The sequence below is a fragment of the Cellulomonas sp. P4_H4 genome (assembly GCF_056400865.1).
Map to the genome: position 1 here is coordinate 460,215 of NZ_JBFUKL010000001.1, position 12,831 is coordinate 473,045.

The 12,831-nt window shown below is 71.5% G+C and carries 11 protein-coding genes; 4 read left to right on the forward strand and 7 right to left on the reverse strand.

The features are described from left to right. The first annotated feature begins 73 nt into the window (after nucleotides 1-73). Together AC1DPN_RS02360 and AC1DPN_RS02365 are read left to right on the forward strand one after the other, a co-directional pair. Entirely contained in the window at nucleotides 74-1,564 is a 1,491-nt protein-coding gene (locus AC1DPN_RS02360; protein ID WP_477083112.1) for a glycosyltransferase family 39 protein, read from the forward strand. A gap of 200 nt (nucleotides 1,565-1,764) precedes the next feature. Beyond that, on the forward strand, nucleotides 1,765-3,786 hold the full coding sequence (locus tag AC1DPN_RS02365; protein ID WP_477083113.1) for a glycosyl hydrolase family 28-related protein: 2,022 nt from the start codon (nucleotides 1,765-1,767) through the stop codon (nucleotides 3,784-3,786). A gap of 131 nt (nucleotides 3,787-3,917) precedes the next feature. Here the strand turns inward: AC1DPN_RS02365 and AC1DPN_RS02370 are convergent, their stop codons facing one another. Continuing rightward, complete coding sequence (locus AC1DPN_RS02370) at nucleotides 3,918-5,231, reverse strand: alpha-amylase family glycosyl hydrolase (protein WP_477083838.1); 1,314 nt, start codon at nucleotides 5,229-5,231, stop codon at nucleotides 3,918-3,920. A gap of 187 nt (nucleotides 5,232-5,418) precedes the next feature. Between AC1DPN_RS02370 and AC1DPN_RS02375 the strand changes: the two genes are divergently transcribed. After that, entirely contained in the window at nucleotides 5,419-6,525 is a 1,107-nt protein-coding gene (locus AC1DPN_RS02375; RefSeq protein ID WP_477083114.1) for an LLM class flavin-dependent oxidoreductase, read from the forward strand. Nucleotides 6,526-6,783: 258 nt separating this feature from the next. On the opposite strand, the gene AC1DPN_RS02380 is transcribed toward AC1DPN_RS02375, so the two are convergent. The 5 genes from AC1DPN_RS02380 to AC1DPN_RS02400 form a co-directional block, all read right to left on the reverse strand. After that, nucleotides 6,784-7,134 (reverse strand): MmcQ/YjbR family DNA-binding protein, encoded by a 351-nt coding sequence (locus AC1DPN_RS02380; protein ID WP_477083115.1) that lies wholly within the window; start codon nucleotides 7,132-7,134, stop codon nucleotides 6,784-6,786. 96 nt (nucleotides 7,135-7,230) lie between these two features. Then, nucleotides 7,231-8,625, reverse strand: a complete 1,395-nt coding sequence (locus tag AC1DPN_RS02385; RefSeq protein WP_477083116.1) for an HNH endonuclease signature motif containing protein — start codon at nucleotides 8,623-8,625, stop codon at nucleotides 7,231-7,233. Nucleotides 8,626-9,354: 729 nt separating this feature from the next. After that, nucleotides 9,355-10,653 carry a threonine/serine exporter family protein gene (locus AC1DPN_RS02390; protein WP_477083117.1) on the reverse strand — a complete coding sequence of 433 codons (1,299 nt, stop codon included), beginning with the start codon at nucleotides 10,651-10,653 and terminating at the stop codon, nucleotides 9,355-9,357. 176 nt (nucleotides 10,654-10,829) lie between these two features. After that, nucleotides 10,830-11,210, reverse strand: coding sequence for an iron chaperone (locus tag AC1DPN_RS02395; protein WP_477083118.1), 381 nt, complete (start codon nucleotides 11,208-11,210; stop codon nucleotides 10,830-10,832). Nucleotides 11,211-11,221: 11 nt separating this feature from the next. After that, a complete protein-coding gene (locus AC1DPN_RS02400; RefSeq protein ID WP_477083119.1) occupies nucleotides 11,222-11,626 on the reverse strand; it encodes a PNPOx family protein in 405 nt (134 codons plus the stop codon). Between the two features lie 140 nt (nucleotides 11,627-11,766). Here AC1DPN_RS02400 and AC1DPN_RS02405 point away from each other — a divergent pair, with 140 nt between their 5' ends. Continuing rightward, a complete protein-coding gene (locus AC1DPN_RS02405; RefSeq protein ID WP_477083120.1) occupies nucleotides 11,767-12,042 on the forward strand; it encodes an adhesin in 276 nt (91 codons plus the stop codon). Nucleotides 12,043-12,197: 155 nt separating this feature from the next. Here AC1DPN_RS02405 and AC1DPN_RS02410 read toward each other — a convergent pair whose 3' ends face one another. After that, entirely contained in the window at nucleotides 12,198-12,821 is a 624-nt protein-coding gene (locus AC1DPN_RS02410; RefSeq protein WP_477083121.1) for a CE1759 family FMN reductase, read from the reverse strand. Nucleotides 12,822-12,831: the final 10 nt, after the last annotated feature.

Here is a 12,831-nt window from a genome sequence, read left to right on the forward strand (position 1 = left end):
CCTCCTGCTCGGAGTCCTCCTGGCGACGCTATCCGCTATGTCCTGATCCCGCGCCCGTCGCTACGCTCCCTGTGTGGTCGCCCCTGTGGTCGCCTCGAACCCCGGCCGGCGTCCCGTTGCGCCACCTCCCGTCGCCTGGCCGTGGGTGCTCGCCTCCGCGGGTCTGCTGCTCGCGGTCCTCGTCGCGTTCTCGGGCCGGTACGGGCCGCACCGCGACGAGCTCTACTTCCTGGCTGCCGGCCGGCATCTGGCGTGGGGCTACCCGGACCAGCCCTCGCTGACGCCGCTGCTCGCGCACCTCGCCGACGTCGCCGCCCCGGGCTCGCTCGTGGCGCTGCACGTCGTTCCGGCCCTGGCCATGGCCGCAGTCGTCGTGCTGGCCGCACTGACCGCGCGCGAGCTCGGCGGGACGACCGCCGCGCAGGTGCTGACGATGGTCGCCACGGGCTGCGGTGTGGTCGTCGCGATCCTCGGGCACATGCTGTCGACGACGTCGATCGACACCCTGTTCTGGGTCGCGATCGTCTACGCGGCGGTCTGGACCTTGTCCCGGGACCGACCGCGCGGCTGGCTGGTCGTCGGCGGGCTCACCGGGCTCGCTCTCGAGGACAAGCACCTGATCGCGTTCCTGGCCGTCGGGATCGTCGTCGGTGTCGCCCTGACGCCCGCCGTGCGGCACCACCTGCGCTCGCCGTGGGCGTGGGGCGGAGTCGCGATCGCGCTGGCCCTGTGGCTGCCGAACCTCGTCTGGCAGGCGCTCAACGGATGGCCGCAGCTGACCCTCGCGGCGGACATCCGCTCCGAGTACGGCGGGTTGGGGGAGCGGTTCTCGTTCCTCGGCCTGCTGCTCGTGCAGTTCAGCCCGGTCACCGCGGTCCTGTGGATCTACGGGCTCGTGCGGCTGTTCCGGGTTCCTGCTCTCGTGCGCGCCAAGCCGCTGGCATGGGCCTTCGTGCTCCTCGTCGTGGTGTTCTTCCTGACCGGCGGCAAGGCGTACTACGTCGTCGGGGCCGTGCCCGTGCTGATCGCGGCCGGCGCGTGCGGGCTCGTCGAGCGGTGGAGCACGCGCGGCGTCGTCCTGGCGGGAGTGGCGATCGGGCTCAGTGGTCTGATCGTGTGGCCCGCGGGGCTGCCCATCCTGTCCGAGCGGCCGTTCGGGCAGTCGTTCTTCGCCGAGATCAACGACGACCAGGTCGAGATGATCGGCTGGCCCGCCTTCGTCGCCACGGTCGATTCGGCGGTGTCCTCGTCGGGAGCCACGCACGTGGTCACCGGCAACTACGGGGAGGCCGGTGCGCTCGAGTGGTACGGGATCGACGTGCCGGTCTACAGCGGGCACAACGGCTACGCGGCCTGGGGTCAGCCGGTCGGGTCCGACGGTCCGTTCGTCGTCGTCGGGTACGACGCCGCGCCCGACTGGGCGGTCGGGTGCGAGGTGGTCGACCGGATCGACAACGGGTTCGACGTGGACAACGAGGAGCAGGACGGCATCGTGCAGGTGTGCGCCGCCCCTGCCGGGACCTGGGAGTCCGTCTGGCCGCGGGTGACGCACCTGTCCGCGTAGCGGGCCTGCCGGCCACGGTCTCCGCTGATCCCACGTGCGTTCACCGGCTGTATACGCATCTACTTGCGTCATAAGCGTAAGTTTTTGCAATTCACGATTCGGTCTTGTCTCACATATCGTCCAGTACCTACGGTGTGTCCCGTCATGCGGCGCGGCTCCCCCTGCCCGACGCCGTCCCGGCTGCGCAAGGAGGCGCTCCCGTGCGGAACACCGTTCGTCGTTCTCGGCTCCCCGTCCTGCTCACCACCCTCGCCCTCGCCCTCGTCGTCCCCGCGACGAGCGCCTCGGCGCACCCGGCCTCACCGACGCCCGTCCCCACCCCCGTCACACGTGCCGCGCTCGACCCGTCGCTCGTCGCCGGCCGGGGCGCCGACGTCGGCTTCGTCGAGCAGGAGGCCGAGAACGCGGTCACCAACGGCACCAGGATCGGCCCCGACCGCACCCCGTACACGCTCGCCGCGGAGGCGTCGGGCCGCACCGCGGTCAAGCTCACACCCGGGCAGTACGTCGAGTTCACGCTGCCCCAGGCCGCGAACGCGCTGACCGTCCGCTACGCGCTGCCCGACGCTCCGAACGGTGGCGGGCTGACCGCATCGATGCCGATCACCGTGAACGGCGCCCGTGCCGCGAACGCCCCGCTGACCTCGCAGTACTCGTACCTGTACAACCAGTACCCGTTCTCCAACGACCCGAACGCGGGCCTGCTGCACCCCGACTGGTGGATCACGGAGTGCGGCTGCGTGCCGGCCGCCACCACCCCGACGCCCGTCATCACGACGCCGTTCCGCCCCATGCACTTCTACGACGAGCAGCGCGTCCTGCTCGGTGCCACGTACAAGGCCGGCTCCGTGGTCCGGCTGACCGCTCCCGCGGGCGTCGCCTGGACCGTCGTCGACCTGCTCGACTCCGAGAAGGTCGGCCTGCCGGTCGTCAAGCTCAAGGCCGCGAACGTACTGCTCTTCGGCGCCGACCCGCTCGGTCGACGCGACTCGGCGGCCGCGTTCGACAAGGCGATCGCGTTCGCCAAGAAGGCGCACCTGCCGGTCTACGTGCCGCCGGGCGTCTTCCAGGTGAATCGGCACATCATCGTCGACGACGTCACGATCATCGGCGCGGGCAGCTGGTACACGGTCATCCGCGGCAAGGAGGTCGCGCTCGCGACGCCCGCCCCCGACGGCTCCGTGCACACCGGTGTCGGCTTCTACGGCAAGGACGCGTCCGTCGGCGGCAGCCACAACGTGCACCTGTCGGGGTTCACCATCCGCGGTGACGTGCGCGAACGCATCGACACCGACCAGGTCAACGGCATCGGCGGAGCACTGAGCGACTCGACCGTCGACGGCCTGTACATCCAGCACACCAAGGTCGGCATCTGGCTCGACGGGCCGATGGACGACGTGGCGATCAGCAACTCGATCATCGTCGACCAGATCGCCGACGGCGTGAACTTCCACACCGGCGTCACCGGCTCGTCCGTGCGCAACACCTTCGTCCGGAACACCGGCGACGACGGCCTGGCCATGTGGTCCGAGCACACGACGAACGCCGGCAACACGTTCGACCACAACACGATCCAGACGCCGACGCTGGCCAACGGCGTCGCGATCTACGGCGGCACCGACAACACGGTGTCCGGCAACCTGATCGCCGACCCGCTGCGCGAGGGCTCGGCGATCCAGGTCGGCTCCCGCTTCGGCGCCGAGGCGTTCGCCGGGCACCTGTGGATCACCGACAACACCACGGTCCGGTCGGGGACCTTCGAGCTCAACTGGAACATCGGGCTCGGGGCGATCTGGTTCTACGCGCTCGAGAAGAACATCGACGCGGACATCCAGGTGGTCGGCGACCACTTCCTCGACAACACCTACAACGCGATCATGCTGGTGGCGGACTGGCCCGTGAAGGACCTGTACTCGATCACCAACGTGCACTTCAAGGACATCCGCGTCGACGGCACCGGTACCTCGGTGCTCAGCGCGCGGGTCGCCGGTTCCGCGACGTTCGAGAACGTGGACGCTCGCAACGTCGGTGCCGTCGGCATCAACAACTGCGGCACGTTCCACTTCACGCCCGCAGGGTCCGAGTGGTCGTCGATCGACCTCGGCGGCAACGACGGAGGCGGCACCACGGGTCCGTGGTTCGCTGCCTGGGAGCTGCCGAACACCATCACGTGCGACGACCGTCCGCCGGTCGTCGTGCCGCCGGCCCCCTCCGGCTGGTGACTGCCCGGGTGGCGCACCGCAGCTGCGTCGGTGCGCCACCCGCGCTTTGCTTCGCCACGCCTCGTGGGCGTGGCCGTTCCTGGAGCGCGACGATCGGCCACCCGTTCGTGCGCTACCTCGTGGTTCATCCCCTACGGGGCGACGATCGCCCACCCGTGCGGCCCGACCGTGCCGTCGTGGCTCGCCAGCAGCACGTCGCCCGACGGCAGCGCGTATCCGTCGTCGGCCAGGTTGAGGGCAACGACGAGGGCGTCGTCACCGTTGCGGACCTCGTAAGCGAACCGTTCGTTCGCCAGCTCGACCTGCGTCGTCCGGGCCTCGTGGAGCCACGGGTGCCGGCGTCGGAGCCCGATCAGGTCCTGGTGCAGACGAAGGATCGACGCGGCCCGCTCGTCGTTCTCCTCGGGGCCGTCCGCGGCGAACTCCGGCCGCACCGCGTCGTCGCCCCCCAGCCGCTCCTCCTTCACGCCGAGGTAGCCGAGCTCGTCGCCCGCGTAGATCGAAGGTGTCCCGCCGACCGTGAGCAGGACCACCAGCGCGTGCGGCAGGTGACGGTCGTCCTCGATCTTGCTCGCGATGCGCGTGACGTCGTGGTTGCCGACGAAGGTCATCGGGACGAAGGCGTCGAGGAACTCGTCGTGCCGCGTGAGCGACCAGGCCAGCTCCCAGAGGTTGACCTCGTTCACGGAGCTCCAGATCGCCTTCCAGAGCTCGTACTGCGTCACCGAGTCGACGCCCGACTCCCGCACGAACTCGGCGTAGTCGCCGTGGATCACCTCGGCGACGATCCACGCATCCGGGTGCTCAGCGCGCACGCGCGGCAGCACCTGGGCCCAGAAGCTCGTCGGCACCGCGTACGCCGCGTCGAGCCGCCACCCGTCCGCGCCACGGTCGAGCCAGTGGTTCATGACGCGGACGACGTAGTCGACGACCGACGGGTGCTCGTGGTCGAGCGTCGCGAGCGCGTCGTGCCCTTCGAAGCTGACGAAGTCCGTCGGGCCGCCGCCCTCGACCCGCCGCAGCCAGACCTCGTCGTCGGACCTGCCCTCAGCCGCCTCGACCGACCGCCGCGCGATCTGCGAGCCGCGCCCGACGTGGTTGAACACGCCGTCGAGCAGCACCTTGAGCCCGCGCGCGTGCGCCTCCTCGACGAGCGCGTCGAAGTCGTCGTCCGTGCCGAGCCGCGGGTCGATCCGCAGGTGGTCGACGGTGTCGTACCCGTGCGTCTCCGACGCGAACACCGGTCCCAGCGCGACGCCCGACACCCCGGTCGCGATCGCGTGGTCGAACCAGCGGGTCATCCGCAGCAGGCGGTGCTCGTCGGGCGACGCGCCCACCGGACCCGTCTGGGGATGGGCCCCCACGAAGCCCAGCGGGTACGTGTGCCACCAGATCGCGTGCCGCACCCAGTCCGGCTCGCCTGTCGAAACCGCACCGCTCGCCATGTCGCTCACCTGCCCAACCTAGGGCCGTCGTCACCAACATGGGCACGGCGGGCACCTCTCGCCGCCGTGACCCGCGAGGGCTGGACCTCCGCAGGCATCCGAGCCGTGAGACGCCGCCACCACGCGCTTGTCCCGCCGCGGCCTCGGGGCGAGCATGCTCCTCCCGACGAGATCCCGGACAGGCGACATGAGCTCCTTCCACTGGTTCCTCCCCACCAACGGCGACGGCCGGCACGTGGCCAACGTGGTCGCCGCGGCCGGCGTCGCGCGGCGGGTGCTGACGCGCCCGGCGTCGCTCGCCTACCTCGGGCAGATCGCCCGGGCCGCGGAGCAGTCGGGGTTCGATGCGGTCCTGACGCCTACCGGTTCGGCGTGCGAGGACGCCTGGATCACGACGGCCGCGCTCCTGCCGCTGACCGAGCGACTCCGGTTCCTCGTCGCGTTCCGCCCGGGCTTTCTGCTCCCCACGCTCGCCGCGCAGCAGGCCGCGAGCTTCCAGCGGCTCTCGGGTGGGCGGCTCGCGGTCAACATCGTGACCGGTGGAGACCCGGCCGAGCAGCGGGCGTACGGCGACACCCTGAGCCACGACGAGCGGTACGCGCGGACCGCGGAGTTCCTCGAGGTGTTCGAGGGCCTATGGGGTCCGACCCGGCTCTCGCACGACGGCGCGCACTACACCGTCGACGGCGGCGGCTTCCCGTCGCTGCAGGCTCAGCGGCCCGACATCTACTTCGGGGGTGCGTCACCGGCCGCGGAGGTTGTCGCGGCCCAGCATGCTGACGTCTACCTCGCGTGGGGCGAGCCGCTCCCGGCACTGGTGGAGCGCCTGACCCGGGTGCGCGCAGCCGCCGCCGTGCTCGGCCGCGCTCCCCGGTTCGGTGTCCGGCTCCACGTCATCTCGCGCGACACCGCCGACGAGGCCTGGGCCGAGGCGGACCGCCTCCTCGCCGGCATGGACCCCGAGGCCCTCGCCCAGGCTCAGGCGCGGTTCGCCACCCTGGAGTCCGTCGGCCAGGCGCGCATGAACAGCCTCTCTCGCGGACTCGGACCGTCCGCCTACGACCAGCAGGTCGGGCCGAACCTCTGGGCGGGCATCGGCCTCCTGCGCGAGGGTGCCGGCACCGCCCTGGTAGGGAGCCACGACGAGGTCGCCGACCGTCTTGCCGAGCTCGCCGCCGCGGGCTTCGACGAGTTCATCCTGTCCGGCTGGCCCCACGTCGAGGAGGCCTACCGGGTCGGCGAGGAAGTCCTCCCGAGAGCAGCCCAACGCATCGCTGCGCTGCCTCAGCCATAGGCAACGCACCCGCCCGACCCGGGCCCCGGCGCCGGAACTGGCTCCGGCCCGACCCTGCACAGCCCCAGCCCGACCCTGCACAGCCCCAGCCCGACCCTGCACAGCCCCAGCCCCAGCCCTAGCCCCAGCCCCAGCCCCAGCCTCGGCCTTGGCCCGCGACCCAAGCCCCGACCCCGGCCGCCGCTGGCGGCAGCCCTGGCACTGGCGCAGGCCGGGCGGAGGCACCGCCGTTGCCGCGGACCGGCGATCGCGACGCGATCAGGCCCCGTCCGTCGGGCCGAGGTGCGGGTAGCGCTTGCGCAGGACGGGTGGGGCGGCCCACCACCACGACTCGGCGAGGTGCGCCTCGAGCGTCTCCGCGTCGACCGTGGCGAGCGAGATCAGCACCAGGTTCGTGCCGGCGTGATGGTCGGTCGTCGAGTACAGCGCGGGCACCTGCTCCACGAGCGCCAACCGCTCCCCGTCGTCCTCCACCCGCACCGTCAGCCGCTCGTCGTCCCACATCCGACCGACAAGGTTGCGATGGAACCAGGCGGGCTGCCCCCAGCTCTGCCGCTCCGACACCTCGGGCAGAGCCAGCGCGAGCCGCCGCGCATCGTCCTCGTCCATCCACCCATCCAAGCGCGCGCCACCCACACACGTCGGCCGCGGCGGGAGCGACGACACCGAGTCGCGTTCGGAGACACGCCTCGTCGGGAGACCCATCTAGAAGGGTGGTGGGTGGTCGAACGTGGCACCGCCGCCGTGCGGGTTGGCGCCAGGGTGAGCGGTCAGCGCTGAGGGCGCGAGAAGGATCGGCACGGGGTCTCGGTAGTAGGTGATGCCGTGTTCGCTCGTCCAGGACGTCACCCCGGTGGTCGGGTCGCGGTGCACCTTCCACCGCTTCTTCGTCTTCGCCTGATGGTGATGGCGGCACAGGGCGTGAAGGTTCGCCTCGCAGGTCTGCTCATGGGCGGGTCGGTCCGAGGTGAACGGGACGATGTGGTCCAGGTCGCAGCGGATCGCCGGTGCGCGACACCCCGGAAAGGTGCAGGTCACGTCCCGGGCGATGACCGTGCGAGTCAGGTCCGCTCCAGGCTTGTAGACCACCGTGCCCGTTTCGCGCACCAGCCCGGTGGCCGGGTCGGTGAGCAGGCGTCGCCAGCTCCCGTCCTGGGCGAGCTCGCGGGCGAGCTGGGCGGGGATCGGGCCGTGGGAGTCCAAGAACCCGGGGTTCTCGTCCACGCCGGCCAGGGTGGTGGCGGCGACGGTGACCCCGACGGTGACGGCTTGTCCGTGACGGCGCGGCAACGGCTCTCCGTCTGGGGTTGCCTGCCGGTGCAGGATCCCGGTGAACACGTCGCTGAGTGCGTCCGCACGCCGTTGGTCCACCGACCGGTCGTCACCGTCGACCTTTGTGGTTCCTGCCAACGCGTCGATCACCGTGAACGCCATCACGGCGTCGGGGGCGGGCAGGTACGCCGACAGCCATGCCATCCCGTCCACGGCAGGGGTCAGCGACACCGACCGGTCCTCCCGAGCGACCAGGTGGCGTTCGTCCGCCGCGGCGGGATTGATGGCCAGAACCGCAGCTCGCACGTGCCGGGCGAGCTGGGGCCCGGTCATCCGCGACGCCGCCTCGATCCCTACCTCAATCACGGCGGCCTGATCTGCTGGAGCGGCAGCGAGGGCTTCGTTGAGCAGCAGATCGACCTTGCGCGCATCCAGCAGGCCGCCGGCCCACGCCGCGAGTACCGCTGGGCGTGAGGTGGCCAGGGACGCGCGCACGAACAGCATCTCCGCGGACCGACGGGTGGTGACGAGTGCGCACGCGAGCTCGTCAGGTACCGGGCTCGGGTGCTCGGGCCGACGCCGCTCCAGGTCCGCGACGGCGACCGCTTGAGCCGCTTGTGCGGCACGGATGAGCTGCTCGAGCCTCTGCACGACCTCGATGACCTCAGCGCCCGACAACGCCGCAAGATCAACGCGCGCGAGCAACCCGGCCAGATCGACACCGTTGAGCAGCCCTGCCAGCTCGACCCACGACGCACCGGACGCGGGGGATGACGGCAACGACGCCGACACCGCGACGGACAATGGCGAAGCGTTGACGCCATCCATGGGCACCTCCTGTGTCTCGCCGAACGGATCGGTCGACCGACTGGCCGAACTCCGTCATTCGAACAAGTGTACGATTGACCTCTGACACGCGACCGCCCGCCGGAACATCTGTGGACAAGTGCGCGCGAACGCGAGAACGGACTGGCGCGATGGTCCGGGAGATCGACTGGTCGAAGTGGCAACGGACGTCACGAGGGTGGGTGCGGGTGCCGCCCGCGGGGTGCCCGGCCGGGCACCGGTGGACCACGAGCGGGCCAGGCAGGCCGTCGGAACGGTTCGTCACCTGTGGCTGCACGGTGGATCGTCATCACACCCTGTGGGTGTGCCCGACGTGCGGCATGCACTGCGCGGAAGGGTGCACGGACACGGGGCTGTGGGCGGGAACGACCGTGTCGTCGGGAATCGTGGACGACCGCCGGGGGACGGTCTAGGAGACGGAGGGTGCACGGACACGGGGCTGTGGGCGGGAACGACCGTGTCGTCGGGAATCGTGGACGACCGCCGGGGGTCGGTCTGAGGTTGCGGTGAGTGGGCTCCCAGCACGCATCAAGCCGCAAGGCCACGGGCCACGCGCCACGCGCTTCGAAGCCGCTACGCCACGCCACGCTCAACGTGGCGCTACGGCACGCGCATCGCTACGTCACGCGCATCGCCCAGTCGCGCATCGCCGCGACATGCGCTTCGAGGCGCGACGCGACACGCAACAGGCGTCGACGCACGTCGCCGGCACTACGCCGGCGGGGTCACTGCCCGGACGACGGCGCGGCCCACGCGTCGGGCGTCGCGGGTCAGCGCCGTCCCGACGATGACGCCGAGCGCGATGGAGAAGAGCGCGAGCACGGTGTCGATGACGTCGGTGACCCCGGCGTCGACGCCGGTCGCCAGCTCGGACACGCCGCGGAACCCGAGGGCTCCGGGCAGGAGGAGCCAGAACGCGGGCAGCATCGTCACGATCGCGGGCGGACCGGTGCGCGCACGCTGGATGGCCTGCGAGACAGGCACGAGGACGAGCCCGCCGACGAACCCCGAGAGCTGCGGCGAGAGCAGGAGCAGGCCGATGGTCTGGGCGGCGAAGGCGGCGTAGAGGGCGAGCAGAAGCCACCAGAACGACCCGCGGGGCGGCGACGAGAAGTACCGGTGCCCGACCGCGACGAACAGGACCCCGACCCATGCGGCCCAGGACCCGAGCAGGGGAGAGGTGCTCTCGGTGGAGAACGGTCCCGCGACGGTGACGGCGGCGACCACCCCGAACGCGAGCAGCATCAGCTGGGCGATCCCGTAGACGAGTCGCGACGCGCCCGCGATGACCTGGTTGCTGGTGAGCTCCATGGCGGCCACGGTCAGCACGGCACCGGGCAGGAAGCTGACCAGGGGCGGAGCGAGCAGGCGGATGGGGTCGGTGTCGAGGGCCGGCGCGACGATCGTGATCGTCGCGAGGCTGACCAGGAAGGCCGCGACGACGGGGAGGGCGGTGGACAAGGTCGGCCACCGGTCGGCGAGCAGGCGCAGGACGCCGACGAGCGCGCCCATCACGGCGTAGACCGGCAGAGCGTTGATCGCGGGGTAGAGGATCAGCCCGAAGCCGACGGTCAGCAACGCGTGCCCGAGCACCACGGCGAGCGGCCCGTAGTGGGGTGGCGTCGCGAGGATCTGCCGTAGCCGGACGCGCGACTCGGCGAGGTCCGCCGAACCGGTCGACAGCTCGCGGACCAGCCGGTCGACGGCGCCGATCTGGTGCAGGGGAAGGGTCTGCTCGGTGTCGGGACCGGTGAAGTCGCTCTCAGGCCCGTGCGCCGTCTCGATGTGGATGAACACACCGGTCGGCAGGACGAGGGTGCGCACCTGGTCGGCGCCGTACGCCTGCGCGATGTCGCCGATCTGCTGCTCGGTGTCCATGACCGACTGGCCCGACGAGAGCAGCGCACCTCCGAGCTCGCGGAGCAGCGGGACGAGGTCGGCGGGGACGGTCGGCAGCTCGCCGGGCTCCTCGATGACGCCGGGCGGTGGCGGCTCGGTGAGTGCTCGCATGGCTCGGCGCCACCGCCCGCCCATGTGCACGCCGTGCGGCGCGGAGGAGGTGGCGGGTACGGAGGGCCGGGGAACGGAGGCGATGGGCACGAAGGGTGCAGGTGGGGACGTCGCGGGCACGGACGCCTCCGGGACGGCCGACGACGGCGGAGGTGCCGGCGACGACGGGCTCTCTGTCATCGAGCGTCGAGTCGCGCGTCGACCTCGGCCATCCGCAGGAGGGCGATCCGCCGGACCGTCTCCTCGCCGAGCGGCGCGTCGGCCGGGAAGTGCAGGGTGGCGCCCGACAGCCGCCCCTCGGGCAGCGTCCCGGCGAGCGAGCGCGCCAGCGGTGGGCTCATGAGATGCAGGCTGCAGTGCGACGCGGCGACCGACAGCGCCATCAAGGGCTTGCCGCGGTAAGTGACCGTCGGCACCTGGTAGGAGATGGTCTGCCCGGCCTCGGGCACGACCGCGACGAGCCGGTCCAGCACCACGCGGAGTGCGGCGCCCGCGGGCGCGGGGACGGCGGTGAGGTACTCCTCGACGGTCGTCGCCGGATAGCCCGTGCGCGGCATCTCGCCACCTCCTAGCGCCGATGGTACGGATCGTCGGCCTGCAGCGACACGAACTCGTCGGTGCCCAGCGCGCGCAGCGCGAGACGTGTCCAGCGCGGTACCGACCGGGCGCCCTCGGCGCCGTGCAGACGCACGGGATCGGACAGGGCGAGCACCCGGCGACGGCGCACGAGCCGGGCGGGTCGACCGGCCTCGATGTTGCGCAGCCACTGCACCTGCGGGCCGTAGGTGAGGGCGATGGTGATCCGACGGTGGTCCGGCGACGGGAACGCCATGATCGGCGTGCGGAACCGGCGGCCGCTCGTTCGGCCCACGTGGTGCAGCGTCGCGAGGGGCGGCAGGTCGTCCGAGAGCATGCCGATCACGGGGTTCGCCACCCGCAGGTTCACTCGCGTCACCCACATCGGCAGGGGCATGGTGCGGAGGGTAGAGCCGTTCAGGCGGGCTCGCGACCGTTGGACCGGTGAGGTCTCGCCCAGCGGACCCCGGGTTGCGGTCGTCGGCCGGTCGTGGGGACGGTGGAGGTGCCAGAAGTCGTCCATGGAAGGAGAGCCACGTGCTCACCCTGACCGACAGCGCACGCACGACAGTCCACACCCTGACGAGCAAGGCGGGTCTTCCCGACGAGACCGGGGGCCTGCGCATCGCCCAGCAGGAGGCGGGGGGCTTCGAGCTTGCGCTCGTGCCCGAGCCGCTCCCGGGTGATGATGTGGTGACGGACGGTACGAGTCGCGTGTACGTGGACCCGGAGGCGTCCGTGACGCTGGCTGACCAGCGCCTCGACGTCGAGCCGGGAGCGACCGGCACGGCGTTCACGCTCGGGCCGCAGTAGCCGGACACGCACAGAGAGATCGAGTCCCCCGAAGTCGCCTGTGCACGGCCGGGGCACGACCGGCCCGGGTGCACGGGCAGCCAAACGACGAGGGCGGGAAGCCACGGCTCCCCGCCCTCGTTGTGCGCTGGCGCTCGACCGGCCCGCCGAGCGAGCTACGACGTCCCGCCGAACATCTGCTCGAAGGACGGCACCGCGTCGTACAGCCCGACGGCCGCGGACGGCTCGCGGTCGGCGACCATCTCGGCCAGCTCGCGGCCGGCCCGGCGGATGCGGGCGGGGAGCGGGTTCACGTCGTCGCCGCCACCGTCCGCCCAGTCGTCGGTGGCCGCGAACACGGCCGTGCCGGCGACATCGGCGCGCAGGTAGGCAAACAGTGGCCGCAGCGCGTACTCGAGGGCGAGCGAGTGTCGCCCGGTACCGCCGGTCGCACCGACGAGCACGGGACGTCCGACGAGAGCGTCCTTGTCGAGGATGTCGACGAACGACTTGAACAGCCCGGAGTAGGAGGCCGAGAAGATCGGCGTGACGGCGATGACGCCGTCGGCCGCGGTGACCTTCTCGATCACGTCGGTGAGCGGGCCGGACGCGAAGCTCGTGAGGGTCATGTTGACGACCTCGTGGGCGATGTCGCGGAGCTCGACGTACTCGACGTGCGCCGTGACCCCTCGGGCGGCGAGCTCGGTGACGGTGGCGTCGGCGAGGCGGTCGGCCAGCAGACGCGTCGACGAGGGCTGGGAGAGCCCCGCCGAGATGACGACGATCGAGCGGTCGTTCATTGTGCGTGCC